General features: G+C 46.1%; 19 protein-coding genes, 1 tRNA gene and 2 pseudogenes. 18 read left to right on the top strand and 4 right to left on the bottom strand.

Annotation, left to right across the window (positions count from 1 at the left end; translation table 11 throughout):
- Window positions 1-74 precede the first annotated feature (74 nt).
- Window positions 75-146 (bottom strand) — tRNA-Glu (locus AB5642_RS09305).
- A gap of 467 nt (window positions 147-613) precedes the next feature.
- Here AB5642_RS09305 and AB5642_RS09300 point away from each other — a divergent pair.
- Complete coding sequence (locus AB5642_RS09300) at window positions 614-2,539, top strand: type IIA DNA topoisomerase subunit B (protein ID WP_148462366.1); 1,926 nt, start codon at window positions 614-616, stop codon at window positions 2,537-2,539.
- 105 nt (window positions 2,540-2,644) lie between these two features.
- Here AB5642_RS09300 and AB5642_RS09295 read toward each other — a convergent pair.
- Window positions 2,645-2,707, bottom strand: a pseudogene (locus AB5642_RS09295) (DUF6783 domain-containing protein); the annotation flags it as partial.
- Between the two features lie 50 nt (window positions 2,708-2,757).
- On the opposite strand from AB5642_RS09295, the gene AB5642_RS09290 reads away from it, so the two are divergent.
- From AB5642_RS09290 to infB, 6 genes are all read left to right on the top strand, one after another.
- The gene (locus AB5642_RS09290; RefSeq protein ID WP_148462364.1) at window positions 2,758-5,004 is read left to right on the top strand and encodes a DNA topoisomerase (ATP-hydrolyzing) subunit A; all 2,247 of its coding nucleotides are present in this window, start codon (window positions 2,758-2,760) and stop codon (window positions 5,002-5,004) included.
- A 330-nt stretch (window positions 5,005-5,334) separates the two neighbouring features.
- Entirely contained in the window at window positions 5,335-5,799 is a 465-nt protein-coding gene (gene rimP / locus AB5642_RS09285) for a ribosome maturation factor RimP (RefSeq protein WP_118578686.1), read from the top strand.
- Window positions 5,800-5,949: 150 nt separating this feature from the next.
- On the top strand, window positions 5,950-7,158 hold the full coding sequence (gene nusA / locus AB5642_RS09280; protein WP_148462362.1) for a transcription termination factor NusA: 1,209 nt from the start codon (window positions 5,950-5,952) through the stop codon (window positions 7,156-7,158).
- Window positions 7,142-7,417, top strand: a complete 276-nt coding sequence (locus AB5642_RS09275; protein ID WP_148462361.1) for an RNase P modulator RnpM — start codon at window positions 7,142-7,144, stop codon at window positions 7,415-7,417. Before nusA ends, AB5642_RS09275 begins: the two co-directional genes overlap by 17 nt.
- Window positions 7,407-7,727, top strand: a complete 321-nt coding sequence (locus AB5642_RS09270; RefSeq protein WP_148462358.1) for a ribosomal L7Ae/L30e/S12e/Gadd45 family protein — start codon at window positions 7,407-7,409, stop codon at window positions 7,725-7,727. The genes AB5642_RS09275 and AB5642_RS09270 overlap by 11 nt, the downstream gene beginning before the upstream one ends.
- 160 nt (window positions 7,728-7,887) lie before the next feature.
- Complete coding sequence (infB, locus tag AB5642_RS09265; RefSeq protein ID WP_368371559.1) at window positions 7,888-10,887, top strand: translation initiation factor IF-2; 3,000 nt, start codon at window positions 7,888-7,890, stop codon at window positions 10,885-10,887.
- A 66-nt stretch (window positions 10,888-10,953) separates the two neighbouring features.
- Here infB and AB5642_RS09260 read toward each other — a convergent pair.
- A pseudogene (locus tag AB5642_RS09260) lies at window positions 10,954-11,124 on the bottom strand (DUF6783 domain-containing protein); the annotation flags it as partial.
- Window positions 11,125-11,139: 15 nt separating this feature from the next.
- Between AB5642_RS09260 and rbfA the strand changes: the two are divergent.
- The 7 genes from rbfA (at window position 11,140) to AB5642_RS09225 (ending at window position 18,005) form a co-directional block, all read left to right on the top strand.
- A complete protein-coding gene (gene rbfA, locus AB5642_RS09255; RefSeq protein WP_368371558.1) occupies window positions 11,140-11,562 on the top strand; it encodes a 30S ribosome-binding factor RbfA in 423 nt (140 codons plus the stop codon).
- Window positions 11,563-11,579: 17 nt separating this feature from the next.
- Complete coding sequence (locus AB5642_RS09250; RefSeq protein WP_368371557.1) at window positions 11,580-12,542, top strand: bifunctional oligoribonuclease/PAP phosphatase NrnA; 963 nt, start codon at window positions 11,580-11,582, stop codon at window positions 12,540-12,542.
- The gene (gene truB / locus AB5642_RS09245) at window positions 12,542-13,432 is read left to right on the top strand and encodes a tRNA pseudouridine(55) synthase TruB (protein WP_368371556.1); all 891 of its coding nucleotides are present in this window, start codon (window positions 12,542-12,544) and stop codon (window positions 13,430-13,432) included. Before AB5642_RS09250 ends, truB begins: the two co-directional genes overlap by 1 nt.
- A gap of 72 nt (window positions 13,433-13,504) precedes the next feature.
- Complete coding sequence (gene ribF / locus AB5642_RS09240) at window positions 13,505-14,404, top strand: riboflavin biosynthesis protein RibF (protein ID WP_173718755.1); 900 nt, start codon at window positions 13,505-13,507, stop codon at window positions 14,402-14,404.
- 212 nt (window positions 14,405-14,616) lie between these two features.
- Window positions 14,617-14,883, top strand: coding sequence for a 30S ribosomal protein S15 (gene rpsO / locus AB5642_RS09235; RefSeq protein WP_148462347.1), 267 nt, complete (start codon window positions 14,617-14,619; stop codon window positions 14,881-14,883).
- A 371-nt stretch (window positions 14,884-15,254) separates the two neighbouring features.
- Window positions 15,255-17,351, top strand: a complete 2,097-nt coding sequence (locus tag AB5642_RS09230; protein WP_148462345.1) for a polyribonucleotide nucleotidyltransferase — start codon at window positions 15,255-15,257, stop codon at window positions 17,349-17,351.
- Between the two features lie 141 nt (window positions 17,352-17,492).
- Window positions 17,493-18,005 carry a deoxyuridine 5'-triphosphate nucleotidohydrolase gene (locus AB5642_RS09225; RefSeq protein WP_148462341.1) on the top strand — a complete coding sequence of 171 codons (513 nt, stop codon included), beginning with the start codon at window positions 17,493-17,495 and terminating at the stop codon, window positions 18,003-18,005.
- Window positions 18,006-18,285: 280 nt separating this feature from the next.
- On the opposite strand, the gene AB5642_RS09220 is transcribed toward AB5642_RS09225, so the two are convergent.
- Window positions 18,286-18,681 carry a DUF1292 domain-containing protein gene (locus tag AB5642_RS09220; protein ID WP_173718754.1) on the bottom strand — a complete coding sequence of 132 codons (396 nt, stop codon included), beginning with the start codon at window positions 18,679-18,681 and terminating at the stop codon, window positions 18,286-18,288.
- A gap of 343 nt (window positions 18,682-19,024) precedes the next feature.
- On the opposite strand from AB5642_RS09220, the gene AB5642_RS09215 reads away from it, so the two are divergent.
- From AB5642_RS09215 to putP, 4 genes are all read left to right on the top strand, one after another.
- Window positions 19,025-19,780 carry an exodeoxyribonuclease III gene (locus tag AB5642_RS09215; protein WP_118578760.1) on the top strand — a complete coding sequence of 252 codons (756 nt, stop codon included), beginning with the start codon at window positions 19,025-19,027 and terminating at the stop codon, window positions 19,778-19,780.
- Between the two features lie 51 nt (window positions 19,781-19,831).
- Window positions 19,832-21,964 carry a Type II secretory pathway, pullulanase PulA and related glycosidase gene (locus AB5642_RS09210; RefSeq protein ID WP_173718753.1) on the top strand — a complete coding sequence of 711 codons (2,133 nt, stop codon included), beginning with the start codon at window positions 19,832-19,834 and terminating at the stop codon, window positions 21,962-21,964.
- Window positions 21,942-22,487: a DUF5662 family protein gene (locus tag AB5642_RS09205; protein ID WP_173716340.1), complete on the top strand. Its 546-nt coding sequence runs from the start codon at window positions 21,942-21,944 to the stop codon at window positions 22,485-22,487. The genes AB5642_RS09210 and AB5642_RS09205 overlap by 23 nt, the downstream gene beginning before the upstream one ends.
- Before the next feature lie 154 nt (window positions 22,488-22,641).
- Window positions 22,642-24,177, top strand: a complete 1,536-nt coding sequence (gene putP / locus AB5642_RS09200) for a sodium/proline symporter PutP (RefSeq protein ID WP_173718752.1) — start codon at window positions 22,642-22,644, stop codon at window positions 24,175-24,177.
- The last annotated feature ends 163 nt before the right edge of the window (window positions 24,178-24,340 follow it).

Genomic DNA, 24,340 nt, shown 5'->3' with positions numbered 1-24,340 from the left:
GTCTTAACCCCTTGACCAACTGGCCATGTAAGCGGTTCGCTTAACATATGTATTCAATTTGTCGGAAAATAAAGCAGCCAGTACGAGAATCGAACTCGTGTTTTCGCCGTGAGAGGGCGACGTCTTAACCCCTTGACCAACTGGCCTTGTCAACCGACTCGCTTAGTATATCTTACTTTGCAGGAGAATGCAAGCACTTTTTTTATTTTTTTTGCGAAAAATTGAAAAACTCCGAAAAAAGCCAGGAAATAAGCGGGTTTGCGGTGTCAAAAAAATTTTAAACAAAATAGAAAACCCAAATTTTACTTGCAAAAATACCATAAACTGGGGTATGATATAGAACGAATGTTTGAACAGAAGATAAGAATGGAAAAGAAGCGGACATACTGTCCGCTTTTCACAACCATTGGAATAAATGCTGAAGCCCAGACAGTGCATCATGAAATGTAGAGCTGTAAATGAAATGAGCAGTTATTTCGTGCACTTACAAGTTGATTTCTCGAACAATCCTGTCGGTACACTGGATGCATAAAAGAAGAATATGGGACAGCAGAGTCTGAAGTTACTGTTCACTGGTAACAGTCTGAATGATAGTAAGAAAGGAATTAACACCATGGCAAAGAAAGACACTTACGACGCGGGTAGTATTTCTGTCCTGGAAGGATTGGAAGCTGTTCGGAAACGTCCGGGAATGTACATCGGAAGCGTATCCAGAAAAGGCCTGAACCACCTGATCTATGAGATCGTGGACAATGCGGTAGATGAGCATCTGGCCGGTTACTGTTCTGAAATTGAAGTAACACTGGAGAAAGACGGCTCCTGTACGGTCACTGATAATGGACGAGGAATTCCGGTAGATATGCATGCGAAAGGGGTATCTGCAGAGCGTCTTGTATTTACCACCCTCCATGCAGGCGGTAAATTTGACAACTCTGCTTATAAGACAAGCGGTGGACTTCATGGCGTTGGTTCTTCCGTTGTAAATGCCCTGTCCACATATCTGGATATTAAGATCAGCCGTGATGGATTTGTACATCACGATCATTATGAGAGAGGTATCCCCACGATTGAACTGGAAGAGGGACTTCTCCCCAGGCTTGGCAAGACCAGACAGACCGGAACCTGCGTGAATTTTCTTCCGGACCCGGAGATTTTTGAAAAAACAAGATTTTCATCCACAGAAGTAAAGAGCCGTCTCCATGAGACTGCATACCTGAATCCCAACCTTACCATTCATTTCATGGATCTTCGTGGTGATACTCCTGAAGATATCACTTATCATGAGCCAGATGGAATCGTGGGATATATCAAAGACCTGAATCACAATTCCGAAGCCCTCCACGAACCGATTTATCTGAAAGGAGAAGCTGACGGAATCCAGGTAGAAGCAGCATTTCAGTACACCAACGAATTTCGTGAGAACGTACTTGGCTTCTGCAATAATATTTACAATGCAGAAGGCGGCACTCATCTTACCGGATTTAAAACAACCTTTACAACGGTGATGAATACTTACGCTCGTGAGATCGGTATTCTGAAGGAAAAAGATGCTAATTTCACAGGAGCGGATATCCGTAATGGAATGACAGCGGTTGTTTCCATCAAGCACCCGGAGCCACGCTTTGAGGGGCAGACCAAGACCAAACTGGACAATCAGGATGCAGCCCGCGCCACGGGAAAAGTAATGTCTGAGCAGCTGGTACTCTATTTTGACCGAAACCTGGAAACCTTGAAGACCATTTTGTCCTGTGCGGAAAAGGCTGCCAAGATCCGTAAGACAGAGGAGCGTGCCAAGACCAACCTTCTCACCAAGCAGAAATATTCTTTCGATTCCAATGGAAAGCTTGCCAATTGCGAGAAAAAAGATCCTTCACTTTGTGAAATCTTTATCGTAGAGGGAGATTCCGCTGGCGGTTCTGCAAAGACTGCCAGAGATCGTAATTACCAGGCAATTCTTCCGATCCGCGGTAAGATCCTGAATGTGGAGAAAGCCACCATTGACAAGGTGCTTGCAAACGCAGAGATCAAGACTATGATCAATGCATTTGGATGCGGATTTTCCGAAGGCTATGGAAACGACTTTGATATCACCAAACTTCGTTACGACAAGATCGTGATTATGGCCGATGCGGATGTGGATGGTGCTCATATTTCCACACTTTTACTTACTTTATTCTATCGTTTTATGCCGGAACTGATCTATGAGGGACATGTTTATATTGCCATGCCCCCTCTTTACAAAGTAATGCCGAAGAAGGGTGCCGAAGAGTACCTGTATGATGATAAGGCACTGGAAAAATACCGCCGCAGTCACAAGCCGGGAAGCTTTACCCTCCAGAGATACAAAGGTCTTGGAGAGATGGATGCCCAGCAGCTTTGGGAGACAACCTTAAATCCGGAAACCCGGAGAATGAAACGGGTGGAAATTGAGGATGCCCGTATGGCTTCCAGCGTGACGGAAATCCTGATGGGAAGCGATGTGCCGCCAAGAAAGGCATTTATTTACGAGCATGCAACTGATGCAGAACTGGATATTTAAGAAGGCTGAAATCCGAAAGAGCAGAATTTTTCGGACGAAAAAGCAGAATATGGTCTGAACGTAATATAGAAGAGTATTTTGCAAGAGGAGAACCTCAGATTTTAGCTTGGAGTGTGTTTGAAAAATGCTTTCTGCAAGATGTGCGTCACAATTTGTGGGAGATTGCAGGAATGATTTTTTAAACAGGCTCCAGAGTGTGTTTGAAAGGAAAACAGATTATGGAAACAAAGCAGGAGAATGTAATTGCCACGGACTATGCGGACGTGATGCAAAAATCCTATATAGATTATGCCATGAGCGTTATCATTTCCAGGGCACTTCCGGATGTCCGCGATGGTCTGAAGCCGGTACAGCGAAGAACCCTGTATGATATGTACGAGCTTGGGATCCGTTACGACCGTCCATATCGTAAGTGCGCCCGTATCGTTGGAGATACCATGGGTAAATATCACCCTCACGGGGACAGCTCTATTTATGAAGCACTGGTTGTAATGGCGCAGGATTTCAAGAAGGGCAAAATCCTGGTAGACGGTCATGGAAACTTCGGCTCCATTGAGGGAGACGGTGCCGCTGCCATGCGATATACAGAGGCAAGACTGGAGAAACTGACCCAGGAGGTTTTTCTGGCAGACCTTGACAAAAATGTAGTGGACTTTATGCCAAACTTCGACGAGACAGAGAAGGAGCCTCAGGTGCTTCCGGTGAAGATTCCCAACCTTCTGGTAAACGGTGCAGATGGTATCGCCGTAGGTATGGCCACCAGCATTCCGCCTCATAACCTTGGGGAGGTTGTGGATGCAGTGAAGGCTTATATAAAGAACAACGACATCAGTGTGAAAGGCCTGATGCGTTATCTGAAAGGACCGGATTTCCCTACAGGCGGTCTGGTTGTAAATAAAGATGATCTTCTGAATATTTATGAGACCGGAAGCGGCAAGCTCCGTCTCCGCGGTAAAGTGGAAGTGGAAAAAGTAAAAGGCGGTCGCCAGCAGCTGGTGATCACCGAGATTCCGTACACCATGATCGGTGCCAATATTGGAAAATTCCTTAACGACGTAGCCTCCCTTGTAGAAACCAAGAAAACCACAGATATTGTGGATATTTCCAACCAGTCCTCCAAGGAAGGAATCCGTATTGTACTGGAACTGAAAAAGGATGCAGATGTAGAGAATCTCACCAACATGCTCTACAAGAAAACCAGACTGGAAGACACCTTCGGAGTCAATATGCTGGCTGTTGCAGACGGACGTCCGGAAACCTTAAGCCTGAAGCAGGTGATTGAGCACCATGTGGATTTTGTGTTCGAAGTAACTACCCGCAAGTACAAGACTCTTCTGGGAAAAGAGCTTGAGAAAAAGGAAATTCAGGAAGGCCTTATCAAAGCCTGTGATGTAATCGATCTGATCATTGAGATCCTTCGAGGCAGCAAGAGCCGTGACCAGGTTAAAAAGTGTCTGGTAGAGGGTATCACAGAGGGAATCAGATTCAAGTCAAAAGCCAGTGAGAAAGCTGCAAAGAATCTGAAATTTACGGAGAATCAGGCTACAGCCATTCTGGAAATGCGTCTGTATCGTCTGATCGGACTGGAAATTGAGGCACTTCAGGCAGAGTATGACCAGACTATGAAAAATATTGCTTCTTATGAAGATATTCTGAACAACTATGATTCCATGTGTGAAGTAATTATTGAAGAACTTGACGGAATCAAAAAAGAATACAGCACCAAGAGAAGAACTGTGATCGAGAACGCAGAAGAGGCAGTTTACGAAGAAAAGAAGATGGAAGAGACAGAGGTCTGCTTCCTTATGGACCGCTTCGGCTATATGCGCCTTATTGATAAGAATGCTTATGAGAGAAACAAAGAGGCTGCCCATGCAGAGAATAAATTTATTTTTACCTGTATGAATACAGACAAGATCTGCATTTTCACAGATATGGGACGCATGCATTCCATCAAAGTGGCAGACATTCCGCTGGTGCGCTTCCGTGACAAGGGAACTCCGGCTGATAACCTGAGTAACTACGACAGCAGCCAAGAGCAGATCCTTTATGTGGCACCTGTAGGACAGGTGAAATTATCCACCCTGTTGTTCGTGACTAAGACCTCCATGTGCAAGCTTGTCGCAGGTGAGGAATTCGATGTGGCAAAGAGAACGATTGCATCTACCAAGCTGGGAGAAGAGGATCAGCTGATATTTGTAGGTCCTGCAGATGAAATGGAACAGGTGGTGTTCCAGAGTCAGAATGGCTATTTTCTCCGTATCCTGAAAACGGATGTTTCTACTATGAAGAAGACCTCTGTTGGTGTAAGAGGAATGAAGCTGGGGGACGGGGATGTTCTTGAGCATGCCTATCTGGTGGAACCGAGACAGGAGTACACCATTCAGTATCACGACAAGCCGTATGCATTGAACAAGGTAAAGCTGGCCAAACGTGATACCAAGGGTATGAAGCCCAGAATCTAAGCAGCAGATTATGAAGAAAAGGCTGTTATACAGGTTGTGTAGCGGAAGCTCAAAAGAGCTGAGAGTAAAAGCTGTTGCTGGTGAAACAAGCTTAACAATACTGTCAAAATGGGTTAAAACCTTGTAAAATGGGCATTTATAAGAAAAAGCCCTTGCAATTTGGATTTAAAGGTGTTAGAATAATACAAGAAATCAGAACTTGTTGACAAAGGAGTGGGCGTGAGCCCACTCTTTTTGATGATAAGGACCAGAGCGGCATTCGCAGGTGATAACCGCGAATACCGGATTAGAGCGTGTTTGAAAAAGGCTCTAGAGAGGCAGGTGGGAAAAATGAGCAGAAAAGAAGAGTATGAACAGAAAGCAGAAGCATTGTTATCTCCGATCGTAGAAAGCAATGGATTCGAACTGGTAGATGTGGAATATGTCAAGGAAGCAGGAAACTGGTATCTTCGCGGCTACATTGACAAACCAGGTGGAATCACAGTGAATGACTGCGAGACAGTAAGCAGGGCTTTCAGCGACAGGCTTGACGAAGATGATTTCATCGAGGACAGCTACATCATGGAGATCAGCTCTCCGGGACTTGACAGACCTCTGAAGAAAGAAAAAGATTTTGCCAGAAGCATTGGCAAACTGGTAGAAATCAGAACCTACCGGCCAATCGAGAAACAGAAAGAATTTTGTGGTGAACTGACAGCATATGATAATAACAGTGTGACCATTGATGAGGAGGGAACTCCACGCACTTTCGATAAGAAAGATATCGCACTGGTGCGTCTGGCAATTGATTTTTAAGTTACCATGAAAGTCCGGGCTGGCAGCTGTGGGAGTACCACAGGCGCGGAACAGCTGACTTTCATATAGGAAGATGCTGCCAGTAGGCGACATGTCCGATTTAAGAAATAAGCGATTATGCTGGAAAGCAAAAAGGAGGAAATAAGAAAAATGAACAAGGAGTTAATGGGTGCTCTGGACGAACTGGAACGCGAGAAAAATATCAGCAAGGAAACTTTGCTGGATGCCATTGAGCAGTCCCTGATCCAGGCATACAAGAATCATTTTGGAAAAGCTGACAATGTACATGTTACCATTAACAGAGAAACAGGCGATTTCAGTGTATATGCAGACCGCAAGGTTGTAGAATTCGTAGAAGATCCTGCTGAAGAGGTTTCTCTTGTAGAAGCACAGAAGCAGAATACCAATGCAGAGGTTGGCGATATCCTGAAGGTACCGGTTCACTCTGACAAATTTGGCCGTATTGCAACACAGAATGCAAAGAACGTAATCCTTCAGAAAATCCGTGAGGAAGAGCGTAAAGTTCTGTTTGACCAGTATCACGGCAATGAGAAAGAAGTTGTTACCGGCATTGTACAGCGTGTGGTAGGACATAATGTAAGCGTAAATCTTGGCAAGGCAGATGCAATCCTTGCTGAGAATGAGCAGGTGAAGGGTGAGACCTTCAAGCCTACTGAGAGAATCAAAGTGTATATTCTTGAGGTAAAGGATACACCGAAGGGACCTCGTATCCTTGTTTCCAGAACACATCCTGGCCTTGTAAAACGCCTCTTTGAGTCTGAGGTTGCTGAGGTGAAGGACGGAACTGTTGAGATCAAGAGTATTGCCCGTGAGGCAGGTTCCCGTACCAAGCTGGCAGTATGGAGCAACGATCCTGATGTAGATCCGGTTGGAGCATGTGTTGGTGTAAATGGTGCCCGTGTAAGTGCGATTGTAAATGAGCTCCGCGGTGAGAAGATTGATATCATCAACTGGGATGAGAATCCTGCAATCCTGATCGAGAATGCATTAAGCCCGGCGAAGGTAATCGCTGTTATGGCAGATCCGGATGAGAAGACTGCACTTGTTGTGGTTCCGGATTACCAGCTTTCCCTTGCAATCGGTAAAGAAGGACAGAATGCACGCCTTGCAGCACGTCTGACTGGATTTAAGATTGATATCAAGAGTGAAACCCAGGCAAGAGAGTCCGGCGACTTCTATGATTATGACGAGGATGACGACGAGTACTATGAGGATGACGAGTACGAAGAGTCTGAGGAGTCCGCTACAGAAGAAATTTCTCAGGATAGCGAAGAAACAGCTGCCGGTGAAGAGTCTGAAGAGACTGAGGATGCGGTAGAGAATGAAGACGAAGAATAAAATTCCCATGCGCCAGTGTACTGGCTGCAGAGAAATGAAGAATAAAAAAGAAATGATCAGGGTGTTGAAAACCGCAGAGGATGAGATCGTTCTGGATGCTACAGGCAGGAAAAACGGTCGCGGAGCCTACATCTGCAAGAGCCGTGAGTGTCTGGAGAAAGCCAGAAAAAATCACGGACTGGAGCGTTCTTTGAAAGCAGCTATCCCGGATGAGGTTTATGATAGCCTTGAGAAGGAGTTTGATAGTATTGAAGAATAATAAAGCACTGTCCCTGATCGGACTTGCAACAAAGGCCGGAAAGACAGTCAGCGGAGAGTTTTCCACTGAGAAATCCATTAAGACCGGCAAAGGATATCTGGCAATCGTAGCCGGAGATTCTTCTGATAACACCAAGAAGAAATTCCGGAATATGTGTGAATTTTACGAAGTGCCCTTGTATATCCTTTCAGATAAAGAAACGTTAGGGCATGCCATGGGCAAGGAATTCCGTGCCAGCCTGGCTGTACAGGACTGGAATTTTGCAGAAGCTATTATGAAGGTGCTGCAGGATGAGGGGAAGGAGCTTTAGAGCATACCACTGTTGTCTGAGAAAACGACCTGAACCAAAGAGGAAAAAGCGTTCCAGGGAATGCTTTTAAATGTTCCCGGGAAATGATTTTTGATGATACGAGCTGCGAAAGACTTATGAAAGCGTATCCTGGCTCGTACTGGTGAAGGGAGAATGGCATATGGTGATAAAGTCACATGAGCCTGCCAAAGACAGAAATAAGCAAAACAGAGAGAATAAAAACAGAGTGAAAAAAGTTATAGATACGGGAAAGGAGAAAGGAATAACATTGGAGACTCCTAAGACAGAAGAGCAGAAAGTGTCAGTAAAGAAAGAAGGCGACGGTGCAGAGGCACCGAAGAAGAAAAAAAATATTATCCGCGTATATCATGCACAGAATGCAAGTGACGGCGGGAAGAACAGAAAGAAACCAGCTGGAGAGAGAAAAGCACGTCCACAGGGCACACGTCCTGCAGCACAGGCACAGCCGGCAGCGAAAGCGGAGGCACCTGTAAAGGCAGCACCGAAGACAGAAGCTCCTAAGACAGAAGCACCGAAGCCGGTAAGTGCACCGAAGGCTGAGGCTCCTAAGACAGAAGCACCAAAAGCTGAGGCACCAAAGGCAGAAGCACCAAAAGCTGAGACAGCACCAAAGAGCGCACCGGTAAGTGCACCGAAGACAGAGCCGGCAAAACCGGTTCAGACTGCACCAAAAGCAGAAGCTCCAAGGACAGAATCCCAGAGACCAGCTGCACAGCAGAACAGAAACGAAGGACAGCAGCGTCAGGGAAATGGCCAGGGCAACCGTAATTTCCGTCAGGGCGAGGGCCGCGACAATAATCGCGGAGACAACAATCGTGGTGACAGAAATGGAGGCAGATTTGGCCAGGGAAGACCACAGGGCGGCAATGGCGGCCAGGGTGGATTCCGCGGAAACAGAAATAATGATGGTCAGGGAAGACCTGTAAGACAGGGAGATTCCCAGAACAGAGGACCGCGCCAGGGTGATGGAAACGGACGTGGATTCCGTCAGGGCGGTGACAACAGAGACAATAGAAATGGAAACGGAAATGGCAGCAGATTTGGCCAGGGAAGACCACAGGGAGGTCAGGGACGTTTCGGAGGAAAAGACGGAGATAACCGTAGTGAAGGACGCTTTGGCGGACAGAACCACCAGGGTGGACAGCGCTCCGGCGGTGCAAGAAGAAGCGGCGGATCTGACGCAATCTTTACACCAGAGCTGACCAAGACATCCAAGGACAGCAAGCGTGAGCGTGACAGAGAGAACAAGAATAAAAAGAAAGATTTCGATAAGACATCAGGTGGCGGACACAGACCAAACCAGGGCGGCAGAAACCAGATGTCCAGAATCCCGAAAGCACTTCAGAAACCTGCTCCGCAGCAGAAACAGGAAGAGAAGAAACCGGAGATCAAGGAGATCACAATTCCGGAGAAGCTTACCATCCGCGAGCTTGCAGAAGCGATGAAGATGCAGCCATCTGCAATTGTTAAGAAGCTGTTCATGGAAGGTCAGATGGTAACGGTAAACCACGAGATCGATTTCGAGCAGGCAGAAGAGATTGCTCTTGGATTTGATATTATTGCAGAAAAAGAAGAAAAAGTAGATGTAATTGAGGAACTTTTGAAAGAGGAAGAGGAAGATGAATCCACAATGGTTTCAAGACCACCGGTAGTCTGTGTAATGGGACACGTTGACCATGGTAAAACTTCTCTTCTGGATGCAATCCGTAAGACAAACGTAACAAGAGGCGAGGCTGGTGGAATCACACAGCATATCGGTGCTTATGTAGTTGATATTAACGGGCAGAAGATCACTTTCCTTGATACACCGGGACATGAGGCATTCACTGCCATGCGTATGCGTGGAGCAAACTCCACAGATATCGCTGTTCTTGTAGTTGCAGCTGATGATGGTGTTATGCCACAGACAGTAGAAGCTATCAGCCATGCAAAGGCTGCTGGTGTTGAGATCATCGTTGCCATCAACAAGATCGATAAGCCAAGTGCAAACATTGAACGTGTAAAACAGGAGCTTTCTGAGTATGAGCTGATTCCTGAGGACTGGGGCGGTACAACTCCGTTCGTTCCGGTATCTGCCAAGACTGGAGAGGGCATTGATGACCTTCTTGAAATGATCCTTTTAACCGCAGAGGTTTCTGAGCTGAAGGCAAACCCGAACCGTGCAGCAAGAGGTCTTGTGATCGAGGCTCAGCTGGATAAAGGCAAAGGACCGGTTGCTACGATCCTTGTACAGAAGGGTACTCTTCATGTTGGAGATTTTATCGCAGCCGGAGCATGCAATGGTAAAGTACGTGCCATGATGGATGATAAGGGACGCCGTGTAAAACAGGCTGGTCCGTCTACTCCTGTAGAGATCCTTGGTCTTGGCGATGTTCCGAATGCCGGAGAGGTTCTTATGTCCTTTGAGAATGATAAAGAGGCTAAGAATTTTGCAGCAGCATTTGTTTCCGAGAATAAGAACCGTCTTCTTGAGGAAACTAAGGGTAAACTTTCCCTGGATAATCTGTTTGACCAGATTCAGGCAAGCGACCTTAAGGAGCTCCCGATTATTGTCAAAGCCGATGTGCAGGGTTCTGTAGAGGCTGTAAAACAGAGTCTTGTAAAACTTTCCAATGATGAGGTTGTTGTAAGAGTGATCCATGGCGGCGTTGGTGCTGTCAATGAGTCTGATGTCAGCCTTGCTGCTACATCAAATGCGATCATCATCGGATTTAACGTTCGTCCTGATACCACAGCGAAACAGCTGGCAGAGCAGGAAGGCGTTGACCTTCGTCTGTACCGTGTTATCTACCAGGCAATTGAGGACGTGGAAGCTGCCATGAAGGGTATGCTGGATCCGGTATTTGAGGAGAAGGTAATCGGTCATGCAGAGGTTCGTCAGCTGTTCAAGGCTTCCGGTATCGGTACTATCGCAGGAAGCTATGTGCTTGACGGTACCTTCCAGAGAGGATGCAAGGTACGCATCACCAGAGACGAGGAGCAGATCTACGAAGGTGAGCTGGCTTCCCTTAAGAGATTTAAAGATGATGTCAAAGAAGTTCGTGCAGGTTATGAGTGTGGTCTTGTATTCCAGGATTTCAATGACGTTAAAGAAGAAGATAAAGTTGAAGCATATATTATGGTTGAGGTGCCGCGCTAGAGCGTAGTAATCGCAGGTGTCAGTTGGGGGCAAGCTCATTGCCCCCAATTTTCCGTTGCTAGAGCCTGTTTGAAAAATCATTCCCGCAATCTGCACGCCCCACTTTGCGGGAGATTTTGCCCGAATTCGGTTGCCGTAGCCCGCTACGGCGCCCTCATCCGGACAAAATCTCCCACAAATTGTGACGCACATCTTGCAGAAAGCCTTTTTCAAACATGCTCTAGAGCCTGCGCTCATATAGGAGACCAAAAAATGAGAAAAAACAGCATTAAAAATACAAGGATCAATGCAGAAGTTCAGAAAGAACTGAGCAACATTATCCGCGGTGAGATCAAGGATCCCCGCATCCATCCCATGACATCTGTCATGGCTGTGGAGGTTGCACCGGATCTTAAGACCTGCAAGGCATTTATCAGTGTCCTTGGCAGCGAGGAATCCAAGCAGTCCACAATTAAAGGGCTGAAAAGTGCAGAAGGCTATATCCGCCGTCAGCTTGCGAAGAACCTGAATCTTCGCAACACTCCGGAAATCCGTTTCATTCTGGATGAGTCCATTGAATATGGCGTAAATATGTCCAGACTCATTGATGACGTGATCGAACACGACCATTCGAAGGACACCGAGAGTGAGGACGGGGAAAAACAGGATACAGCAGAAACTGAAGACGAAGAGTAAAAATCGAGGTGAAGGGAATGGAGAGAATCGAAGAAATTCTGGATGGCGTAAAGACCATGGGAATTGGGGGACATGTTCGCCCGGATGGTGACTGTGTAGGTTCCTGCATGGCACTTTATCTGTATATAAAGAAATGGTATCCTGAAATCAAGGCAGATATCTATCTGGAGAAGCCGAAGCCGGTATTCGGACATATTGCATGCATGGACGAGGTACACTATGAAGCAGGTGATCCTATGGAATACGATCTTTTTGTGACCTGTGATGTAAGCGCTCCTGACCGTCTGGCAGTAGCGTCTGATTATTTCGCTTCTGCGAAAAAGACCGTCTGCATTGACCATCATGTGAGCAATCCGGGATTTGCAGATGTGAACCACGTACATGGTGAGATCAGCTCTGCCAGCGAGGTTCTGTATAAGCTTCTTAACAAAGAAAAAATCGATCTGGATATTGCAACTGCTATTTATACCGGAATGATCCACGATACAGGTGTATTCCAGTATTCCTCCACATCTCCGGACACCATGCGTATTGCCGGTGACCTGATGGAAAAGGGTGTTGATTTTTCTAATATTATTGACGAATCCTTCTATCAGAAGAGCTACATTCAGAATCAGGTCATGGGACGTGTTCTGGCAGAGAGCATTATGCTTCTGGATGGCAAATGTATCGTTGGCTACATGAAGCTGAGAGACATGGATTTCTATGGTGTAAAGCCGTCTGACCTGGATGGAATCGTAAGCCAGCTCCGTCTTACGAAAGGTGTGGAAGTGGCAATGTTTATTTACGAGCATGAAAGCCAGGTGTTTAAGGTATCACTCCGTTCCAACGGTGCTGTAGATGTAAGCAAGATCGCTTCCTATTTCGGAGGAGGCGGACATGTGAAAGCAGCAGGCTGCGATCTGGCCGGTTCCATGTACGATGTTATCAATAATATTTCAGAACAGATCGAAAAACAGCTTTTAGGACAGGATAAGTAATGGCAGATTTTCAGGGAATCATTGTAATTCACAAGGAAAAAGGCTTTACCTCCCATGATGTGGTAGCCAAGCTTCGGGGAATTCTCCATATGAAAAAAATAGGACATACAGGGACTCTTGACCCGGATGCTACCGGTGTTTTGCCGGTAGCTCTTGGAAAGGGCACCAAGCTGGTGGATCTTCTTACAGATAAGGAAAAAACGTATGAGGCAGTGCTTCATCTGGGAATCGACACGGATACCCAGGATATGTCTGGAACAGTTCTGGAAGAGAAGCCGGTGAATGTGACCGAGGAGGAAGTGCGAAAGGTACTGAAAAGCTTTGTAGGGGAGCAGCTTCAGGTTCCGCCTATGTATTCTGCTCTGAAGGTAAATGGAAAGAAACTTTACGAGCTGGCAAGAGAGGGCAAAACAGTTGAGCGAAAAGCCCGGCCGGTGTGCTTCTATGAGATTGAGCCTCTGGAATTTCATCTTCCACTGGTGAAAATAAGAGTGACCTGCAGTAAGGGAACCTATATCCGCACCTTGTGCCATGATATTGGCGAGAAGCTTGGCTGTGGCGGCTGTATGGAAGAACTGCTCCGGTCAAGGGTAGGCCGGTATTCTCTCTCTGAGAGCCATACACTTGCCCAGGTGGAAGCTGCCGTGGCAGATGGAACCGTCCAGGATATGATCGATCCGGTAGAGGCAGTTCTGGCTGAGTACCCCGCTCTTTATGCGGATTCTTACGGGGACAGGCTTCTGGCAAATGGAAATCCGCTGTCCGACAATCTGGTGAGTCCCCAGCACAAAGAAGGCTGGGTGCGCATGTACGCCAGTGACGGAACTTTTACAGGTATTTTTCAGTGGGATGCAGGGAAGAAGAAATATTATCCGGTGAAAATGTTCTGAATAATAAAGTGACGATTTGGCAGGTGCTGAATAGTCACCAATCAGACATAAACTGGTGTGACAGGAGAGATTATGGAATACCTGAAGATAGAGGGTGAGTTTCCAAAGCTTGCCAACTGTGCAGTAACAATGGGAAAATTTGACGGGATCCACCGTGGCCACAGGAAACTGGTTGAGAAGATCAGGGAGCGGAAGACACTTGGAGAACAGGCTGTTCTTTTTGCCATTGATGCTTCCAGCAACATGATCCTTACCAGCCAGGAGCGCGCTTCCCTTCTTGAAAAGCTTGGCGTGGATGTGCTGGTAGAATGCCAGTTAAATGACAGGATCCGGCATATGAAGGCTGAGAATTTTATAAAAGAGATTCTTATGGGAGATCTTGGGGCATCCTACGTAGTAGTAGGAGAGGACAACCGGTTTGGCTTTGAGCGGAAAGGTACGCCCCGGCTTCTTATGGAATTTGGAGAAAAGTATGGCTTTGATGTGGAAATCCTTTCCAAAGAAATGGATGGACACAGGAAGATCAGCAGTACCTATATCAGAGAAGAACTGAAAAAAGGAAATATGGAGAAAGTCACTTCCCTTATGGGAAGGGATTATTTTGTGGAAGGCCAGGTGGTACATGGCAGGGGAATGGGACATAAGGTTCTGCTTCCCACTACCAATCTCGTGCCTCCCAGGACCAAGATCCTGCCGCCAAACGGTGTGTATGTGACAAGCTCTTATTTCGGGGATAAGATATACCACGGAATTACCAACATTGGCTGTAAGCCTACGGTTGGTGAGAGCTTTATAGGGGTGGAAACCTATCTTTTTGACTGTAAGGAAGATCTCTACGGAGAGGAATGCCGGGTGGATTTCAAAACATTTTTGAGGCCGGAACGGAAATTTCCCTCTCTTGAGGCGCTGAAGAGCAGACTTCTGGCGGATGCAGAGGATGGCCGGAGATTTTTTGAAAAAACTGAGAAATAATATCGGGAAGAAAAACGAAAAAAACAGTTTACAGAATCTGGCGGGTATGCTATACTAGGCAAGGTGTGAGTAGGTTTACTTCCTGCGTTCACATATCAGACAGCCCATATTCAGGGGTTGGACACTCCGACCGTCTCTTAATATGCGGCGATTACGTCCCCACAGGAATACCTGCATGGGAGACCATTAAGAATAATAAGGAGGAAATCAAGATGATTTCAAAAGAAAAGAAAACAGCAATTATGAAAGAGTATGCAAGATGTGAGGGAGATACTGGTTCACCAGAGGTACAGGTAGCTGTTCTTACTGCAAGAATCCAGGAGCTTACTGAGCATTTACAGAACAACCACAAGGATCATCATTCCAGACGTGGTCTGCTGAAAATGGTAGGTCAGAGACGTGGACTGTTAGCTTACTTAAAGAAAACAGACATCGAAAGATACCGTGCACTGATTGAGAAATTAGGTTTAAGAAAATAATTAGTATGCGGAAGGGGCGGATATCCATCCGCCCTATTTTAAGATGTGAGGAAAGTTATGATTGTTCACTGACAAGCTTTCTACCGGAGCTTTTGTGGATAGTGATAAGTGTCACAATAGAGGCACTATTGTCTGTAAGGGCAACCTGACAGATAAAGATTTCCGAGACTTCTGAAAAGGACATTTGAAGAGAACATTTGAAGAGAACTGTTCCCAGCAATATCAAATGTATTTTTCAGTCGTTTCGGACTTCTGTTGTGACAGAGGCAAAGAGAGCTGCAATATACGTCGGTCAGAACTGGTTTTTACAGCTTCTGCAGAAGTGTAAGGTGGCTTCAGATCAATATTTTATATGAAAAAGGAGAGAAGACATGTACAAAAGTTATTCCATGGAATTAGCTGGAAGAACACTTACCGTAGATATCGGACGTGTTGCGAAACAGGCCAATGGCGCAGCGCTTATGCATTATGGTGATACCACTGTACTTGCTACAGCAACTGCATCCAAGGAGCCAAGAGAGGGAATCGACTTTTTCCCATTAAGCGTTGAATATGAAGAGAAAATGTACGCCGTAGGAAAGATTCCGGGCGGTTTCAATAAGAGAGAAGGAAAGGCAAGCGAGCACGCAATCCTTACCTCCCGTGTTATCGACAGACCTATGCGTCCTTTGTTCCCGAAGGATTACAGAAACGACGTAACACTGGTAGACATGGTTATGTCTGTAGATCCGGAGTGCAACCCGGAGATCCCGGCTATGCTTGGTTCTTCCCTTGCTACCTGTATTTCTGATATTCCATTTGATGGCCCATGTGCAACGACACAGATCGGCCTGATCAATGGAGAGTATGTTGTGAACCCTACACTGGCTCAGAAGGATATTTCTGACCTTCAGCTGACAGTAGCTTCCACAAGAGACAAAGTTATCATGATCGAGGCCGGTGCCAACGAGGTTCCGGAGGATCAGATGATCGAGGCTATTTATAAAGCACATGAGGTAAACCAGGAGATCATCAGATTCTTCGATCAGATCATCGCTGAGTGCGGGAAAGAGAAACACAGCTATGAGTCCTGTGCAGTTCCGCAGGAGCTGTTTGACGCCATCAAGGAGATCGTTCCTCCGGAAGAAATGGAAGTTGCCGTATTCTCTGATGACAAGCAGACAAGAGAGAACAATATTGCAGAGATCACAGACAAGCTGAAAGAAGCTTTCGCAGAGAAAGAGGAGTGGCTTGCTGTTCTTGGTGAGGCTGTTTACCAGTATCAGAAGAAGACCGTTCGTAAGATGATCCTGAAAGATCACAAACGTCCGGACGGCCGTGCAATCACACAGATCCGTCCTCTGGCAGCAGAGGTTGACATCATCCCGAGAGTACATGGCTCTGCTATGTTCACCCGTGGACAGACTCAGATTTGTACGATCACTACTCTGGCACCTCTTGCAGAGGCACAGAGAATTGACGGACTTGACGAGTTTGAGACAAGCAAGAGATATATGCATCACTACAATTTCCCGTCCTATTCTGTAGGTGAGACAAAGCCATCCAGAGGACCGGGACGCCGTGAGATCGGTCATGGAGCACTTGCTGAGAGAGCACTTGTACCGGTTCTTCCAAGCGTAGAAGAATTCCCATATGCAATCCGTACTGTATCCGAGACCTTTGAGTCAAACGGATCTACCTCCCAGGCAAGTATCTGTGCATCCACCATGTCTCTTGAGGCTGCCGGTGTACCGATTAAGAAGCCGGTTGCAGGTATTTCCTGTGGTCTTGTAACAGGTGACACAGATGATGATTATATCGTTCTTACTGATATCCAGGGTCTTGAGGACTTCTTTGGCGACATGGACTTCAAGGTAGCCGGAACTCATGACGGTATCACAGCGATTCAGATGGATATTAAGATCCACGGTCTTACAAGACAGATCGTAGAAGAAGCAATCAGACGTACTAAGGAAGCAAGAGAGTACATCCTTAACGAAGTTATTGAGAAATGTATCCCTGCACCTCGTACAACTGTTGGAAAATATGCTCCGAAGATCATCCAGATCCAGATCGATCCTCAGAAGATCGGTGATGTTGTTGGACAGAGAGGTAAGACCATCAACACCATCATCGAGCGCACAGGCGTTAAGATCGATATCACAGATGAGGGTGCTGTATCTATCTGCGGCGTAGATGATAAGAACATGCAGGAAGCAAAGCGTATGGTTGAAATCATTGCTTCTGACTTCGAGCAGGGACAGATCCTCACCGGACAGGTTGTAAGCATCAAGGAGTTTGGTGCATTTGTTGAGTTCGCACCTGGCAAAGAGGGAATGGTTCACATTTCCAAGATCTGCAAGGAGAGAATCAACCGCGTAGAGGATGTTCTTACACTTGGAGATAAAGTGACTGTTGTATGCCTTGGAAAAGACAAGATGGGAAGAATGAGCTTCAGCATCAAGGATGTTCCGGCAGAGGCAAAATAAGAATAAAATGCAAGGCCACTGTGTAGGAAAAGCACAGTGACAGCTTGGGGGATGCCGGACAGATGTGCCCGGCATTCTTTATATCCGCTGCAGAGCCGGAGCTTTGGAAAATGCGTCTGCACGGGATAAACAGGAGGAAACATGAAGAGAATTGCAAAATTTCATAAAGTAAGTAAAGAGCGCTTTGTGGCAGACTGGATGGATGCTTTTGAAGGCGTGTCTGCTGACGAGGCAGAGAAGATTTATGAGGGAATCCGTCTTCCAAGACGGGCTACTGCCGGAAGCGCAGGCTATGATTTCTTTTCCCCGGCTGATTTTACCATCAAGCCAGGCGAGACCATCAAGATTCCGACCGGGATCTGTGTGGAGATGGATCAGGAATGGGTGCTGAAATGCTATCCAAGAAGCGGCCTGGGATTCAAATTCCGTCTGCAGCTGAATAATACGGTGGGGATTATTGACAGCGATTATTTTTATTCTGACAATGAAGGCCATATTTTTGCCAAGCTGACAAATGATACCAATGAGAATAAAGTGGTAGAATTGAAGGCAGATACAGGCTTTATGCAGGGAATCTTCGTTGAGTACGGGATTACCGTAGATGATGATGTGACAGATGTGAGAAATGGCGGGTTTGGAAGTACGACGAAGTAGTGTACATGGACCAGTTAGCGCATATATGTGAGGACAGCAGGATCGTTATAAAAGGGAAAGGAACCGTCCGGTGCCTTCGCAGTTTTATGGGAAATACAAAAGCAGGTAAATGTGATGAATTTATCAATCACAGATACCTGCTTTTATTGTGCTTAAGTTTTTTTCAAATTTTGCAGAAAGCCTTTTTCAAACAGGCTCCCGCAGGAAATCTCTTTAAAGACCACCGGGAAGATTACTCTGATGCTCCCGCAGGAAATTTCTTTAAAGACCACCGGAGAGATTACTCTAAAGGTGTTCCGGCAGCTTCTGCTTCTCGTGCATTCTGTAAAACAGTGTCAAATGCGATAGCAGCCTTATTGTACTCTTCGTCGCTCTCAATGTTGGAAAGCATGGGAGCACCCTCTGCAGTGCGGGTGAAGGAATACAGATAAACTTCACCGTCATGATTCTGGCCCTCTTCGTCAAGAGGAAGAAGCGCAATATATTCCTTTGCATCTACGGGGAAAATGGTAAGGATGGCGCATTCTACCTCAGTATCATCCTCCATGGTAAGAGTAATAGTGCTGTGCTGGTTTGCGTTAGTGCTGCATCCACCGCATGTGGAACAGTCGGAACCGCCGCAGGATGAGCTGCTTCCACAGCTGCTGCAAGAATTTGTCATATCTGAATCACTCATTAAAAATACCTCACTTTATAAAAAAATTGTATTTATATGTTACCTGTGAAAAAGCATGTTCATGCTGTAAAACAAGGTAACACCGGGACTTCTTTAGCTTCATTTTCACTGGTAACGGTATGCCCGGACAATATTTAGATTGTACCAGAAAAATAGGGTTTTGTGAATAGGGAAATCTGTGTTATAATGAAGAAAGTGTTAGAATATATTGAATATTCACAGGCAATATCCTATGAGAGGTTTTTTGTGAATGAAGTTCACTGGAAACTTTGAAAAAATGGGCAAAATCATGTACAGAAGGATTTTTGTGCATTATATAAATTTTTACAGATTGGAGAACAACATGAAGCTTGTATCATGGAACGTAAATGGAATCCGTGCCTGTATTACCAAGGGCTTTGAAGAAAGCTTTGCGAAGCTGGACGCAGACATTTTCTGCCTTCAGGAGACCAAATGTCAGGAGAACCAGGTGAAGCTGGAGCTTCCAGGTTATTATCAATATTGGAATTACGCGAACCGCAAGGGATATTCTGGAACAGCTGTTTTTACGAAAAAAGAGCCGTTGTCCGTGACTTACGGACTTGGAATAGAGGAACACGATAAAGAAGGCCGTGTGATCACTGCAGAGATGGACGATTTTTATCTGGTTACCGTATATACGCCCAACTCCCAGTCCGAGCTTCGAAGACTGGAATACCGCATGGAATGGGAAAGAGATTTCCTGGCTTATCTTCTGAAGCTTCAGGAGAAAAAGCCTGTGATCTGCTGTGGAGACATGAATGTGGCACATCAGGAAATTGACCTGAAGAACCCTAAGACCAACCGAATGAACGCAGGCTTCACAGATGAAGAGAGAGCCTGCTTTACCAGAACTCTGGAAGCTGGATTTATTGATACATTTCGTTACTTTTATCCGGAGCTTGAGGGCGCCTACTCCTGGTGGTCTTACCGATTTAAGGCAAGAGAGAAGAATGCCGGATGGAGAATTGACTATTTCATCACCTCTCCGTCCTTGAAAGAGAATCTGGAAGATGCGAAGATTCACAGCGAGATAATGGGGTCCGACCATTGTCCTGTAGAGCTGGATCTGAAATTTTAGACCATAGGGAGTCCTGTATGGCAGGTTCTGGGGATAAACAGATATCATCGGATGATTCTATTTCATGAGAAAGATTGCATTGTGCAGATTCCCTTTGGGAAACGTGCTCTGTGTACAAAAATGGCTACAGACGAGACAGCAGACAAAGACAGGAGGGCTTATAAAGTGCCAATACCGGGAAATAAGAGCGTGGTTGTGACATACGGTTATCCTCTTTTACTTGGGGTAACCCAGATGGCAGATGGATATAATTTTGCAGTGGAAGCGGAAGAGGATTCCGAGGTTTACCTGCTCCTTTACAGGAAGAGGGGAAGAGAGCCCTTTTATGAGCTCCTTCTGGATGAAAAATATCGTACAGGACGGATTTTTTCTGTCTTTATGAAAAAATTAAATGTAACCAATCTGGAGTACAATTTTAAGATAAACGGGGAAATCTATCTGGATCCCTGTGCCAGCAGGATCAGCGGAAGAGAGCACTTTGGGGCAGAGTGGGAGGAAGATCCCCACAAGGTGCGCTGCGGCTTCTGGTCCGGAAATGGTTATGACTGGGGGGATGAGAAAGCACCGGAAACAGACTTTGAAGATATGATCCTCTATAAAGTACATGTCCGGGGATACACCAGGCAGGCTAAGCTGCCGACAGGTCTCCGGGGAACTTTTTCCGGTCTGGTACAGATGATCCCATACTGGCAGGAGCTTGGCATTAATACAGTAGAGCTTATGCCGGCCTATGAATTTATGGAGGTGGTTCCGCCAAAGGAGCCAGACGGTCTTGTTTCCCAGAAGGGGAAAAAAGACGAGGTAAATTACTGGGGATATGGAAATGGTCTTTATTTTGCGCCAAAGAGTGCTTATTGCGCTACCCGGGATCCCCACAGGGAATTTTGTGACATGATCAGGGCTTTTCACAAAGCAGGGATTGGCTGTATCATGGAAATGTATTTTCCGGCGGAGGTTAATCCTTTAATGGCACTTCGTGCAGTGCAATTCTGGAAACAGAATTATCATGTGGACGGCTTTCATATTCTGGGAGAAGGGGCACCTCTTGACCTGATCATGAAGGACGGCCTGCTTGCAGGAACGAAGATCATGGCAGAAGGAATGGATACGGCTGCTCTTTATAAGAATCGCAGACCAGGAAAGCGATGCTTTGCGGAATATAATCTGGGATTTTTGCAGGATATGCGCAGATTCCTGAAAAGCGATGAGGATATGGTTCCGGCTGTGCAGTACCGCATCCGTCATAATCCAGATGACCATGGAGTGATCAATTATATTACCTGCCAGGACGGTTTTACTTTAAATGACCTTGTTTCCTACAATTATAAGCACAATGAGGCAAATGGGGAAGGCAATAACGACGGCTGCAGCTATAATTATTCCTGGAATTGCGGCATTGAAGGACCAAGCCGGAAGCAGTGGATCCGTCAGATGAGGGAGCGCCAGATGCGTGCTGCTTTTGCCATGATGCTGTTTTCCCAGGGAGTGCCCATGATCTATGGCGGTGATGAGATCGGCAATTCCCAGGAAGGAAACAATAATGCTTACTGCCAGGACAATTCCATTGGCTGGATTGACTGGCGGGGACTGCGAAGAAATGCCAGCATGCTTGCCTTTGTAAAAAAGGCAGTTGCACTTCGGAAGGCTCATCCTGTCCTTCATATGAGTGAGAGCATGAAAGAAGCAGATTACCTGGGCAAGGGATTTCCGGATATGTCTTTTCATGGGGAACGTGCATGGTTCTGCAACATGGAAAATACCAGCCGCATGATCGGCGTGATGCTGTGCGGGGCATATGCAAAGCTGCCGGACGGAAGTGAGGATGATTTCCTTTATACAGGCTATAATTTTCACTGGGAAACCAGGAATATTGCTCTTCCCAATCTGCCAGAGGGGATGGAGTGGAAGAAAGTGATGGATACCGGAGATCTGACCTGTGACGGATTTTATGGGGAAAATGGCCAGGTCTATGAAAGAGCCGTGGAGGTGGGACCGCGTACAGTGGTTGTACTTCAGGGGGTGAAGAAACCGGAGACTGAAAGAAAGCATACTGGCAAAGGAAAAAAGAATGAAAAACTGCCAGGCGCAGAAGCGAAGAAAACTGCAGCTTCAGACAATACTGTGACAGAAGCTGAGAATAAGGAAAGGAGGTCCGGCGACAATGCATCCATGGCTTCACTTTAAAACAATCACAAAGCATAAGCTGATGGTCATGCACTATTGCTTCCGAATCGGACTTTACAAGCAGGGGCTTCTCCATGACCTTTCCAAATATACTCCATCGGAATTTCTGGTGGGCTGCAAATATTATCAGGGAAACAGAAGTCCAAATAACGCAGAACGTGAGGATACTGGCGTGTCTACCGCCTGGCTCCATCATAAAGGGCGCAATAAGCATCATTATGAGCATTGGGTGGATTATTCCATAAATGATCCGGAGCATGTGATCATGGGGGCGAAAATGCCCCGCAGATATGTGGCAGAGATGGTGATGGACAGGATCAGTGCCTCCAGGACGTATCTTGGGGACGCATATGACAATCACAAGCCGCTGGAATATTTTCTGAAAAGCAAGCCGAAGCTGTGGTTTGTACATCCCCAGACCAAAAAAGAGTTAGAGGGGCTGCTTCGGATACTCAATGACAAAGGGGAAGAAAAGGCTTTGTGGTATATTAAGCATGTTTATCTGAAAGGGAAGGATAAGTAGTTTCATATTCTGTGTTTATAAAACGCATACTTTCAAAAAAATATATAATATCACTTGCACTTTCATACTCTTCTGTGGTAAAGTATGAAATATGTTATTTTGCTGTCTGGATGATTTGGAGACGGCAGATTTTATAACAGAGGAGGAGAAAAAATTGAGTGGTACAACAGTGATAATTCTGATTGCTTTTGTGTTTTACCTTGCCATGATGATCGTCATCGGCGCGGTTTACATGAAAAAGACCTCCAGCTCAGAGGATTATTTCCTTGGAGGACGAGGACTGAACGGATGGGTGGCAGCCCTTTCTGCACAGGCTTCTGATATGAGCGGATGGCTTCTGATGGGTCTTCCAGGAGCCATTTATTCTTTTGGATCCGGACAGATCTGGATCGCGGTAGGACTTTTTATCGGAACTGTTCTCAATTGGGTTTGTATTTCCGGAAGACTTCGTAAATACACCATCGCAGCAAACAATTCCATGACTATCCCGGCATTTTTCGAGAACCGCTACCGTGATAAGAAAAAGATCCTGCTTCTGATCTCATCAGTGGTAATCGTAATCTTTTTCCTGGTGTATACAGCTTCTGCGCTGGCAGCAGGCGGTAAGCTGTTCAATACCGTATTTGGACTTGATTATCACATAGCACTTGCCATTGGAGCTGCAGTTATTCTTTGCTACACCTTCATGGGCGGCTTTATGGCGGTCTGTGTAACAGACTTTGTACAGGGAACCCTGATGCTTATCGGACTGCTTGTAGTTCCGCTGGTGGCGTATTTCCTGCTTCCAGGCAATCTTACAGACCTGATCTCCCAGAGCGGCGTGACCGGCGGTGCAGGTGCTTATCTGAACCCGTTTATGAATGGAGACAGACCATATACTTTTATAGAGATCTTTTCCCAGCTGGCATGGGGCTTTGGATACTGTGGAATGCCTCACGTACTGGTAAGATTTATGGCAGTTAAGAACGAGAAGGAACTGAAGAAATCCTGGGCGATTGCCATTGTATGGGATCTTCTTTCCCTGACAGCTGCATTTGCAATCGCTGTGATCGGAAGAGCTTATCTGCTTCCTGTTATTCTTGGGGAGAACGGAGCCGCTTCTTCTGAGAGCGTATTTATTGAGATGATCCGCAAGGTGTTTACCTCAGAGCTTGCGCTTCCCTTTATCGGCGGACTGTTCCTCTGCGGAATCCTTGCAGCGATCATGTCCACAGCGGATTCCCAGCTTCTGGTAACTGCTTCTGCAGTATCTGAGGATCTGTATCACAGCTTTATCAAGAAGGATGCCGACACAGAGGAAATTCTGAAAGTAAGCCGCATCACGGTTATTGTGATCGCAGTGATCGCATTTGTCATTGCATGGAATCCGGACAGCAGTATTATGGGACTGGTTTCCAATGCATGGGCAGGACTTGGTTCCGCATTTGGACCGATCGTGGTAATGTCCCTGTTCTGGAGAAGAACCAATCTTCCAGGTGCCATTGCAGGTATGGTGACTGGCGGACTTACTGTTATTATCTGGGACTATATTCCGTTAGTCGGAGGACAGACACTGGGAACCTATACAGGACTTTATTCCCTGGCAGTTGGTTTCCTGCTCAGTCTGGTGATGATCGTGATCGTCAGCCTTGTGACGAAGGCTCCATCCAAAGAAATCACAGATGAGTTTGACAGAGTTGCTGCGAAATAATGCAGTTGCATGATCGTTGTGCATCGTGATGCGTGTTATAGGTTGCGATGCGACCATTAAGAAAGTTTTATAAAAAAGGTAGTCCTTATATGGAAAGGGCTACCTTTTTTTCTGAAAATTTGTTATAATAATAACATCTTTATCCGGGAATGAAAGACATTGT

The sequence above is a fragment of the Ruminococcus sp. 1001136sp1_2201st1_G3_2201SCRN_220225 genome (assembly GCF_040924365.1).
GTDB lineage: Bacteria > Bacillota > Clostridia > Lachnospirales > Lachnospiraceae > Blautia_A > Blautia_A faecis.
This window is presented reverse-complemented; position numbering and strand designations above follow the sequence as displayed.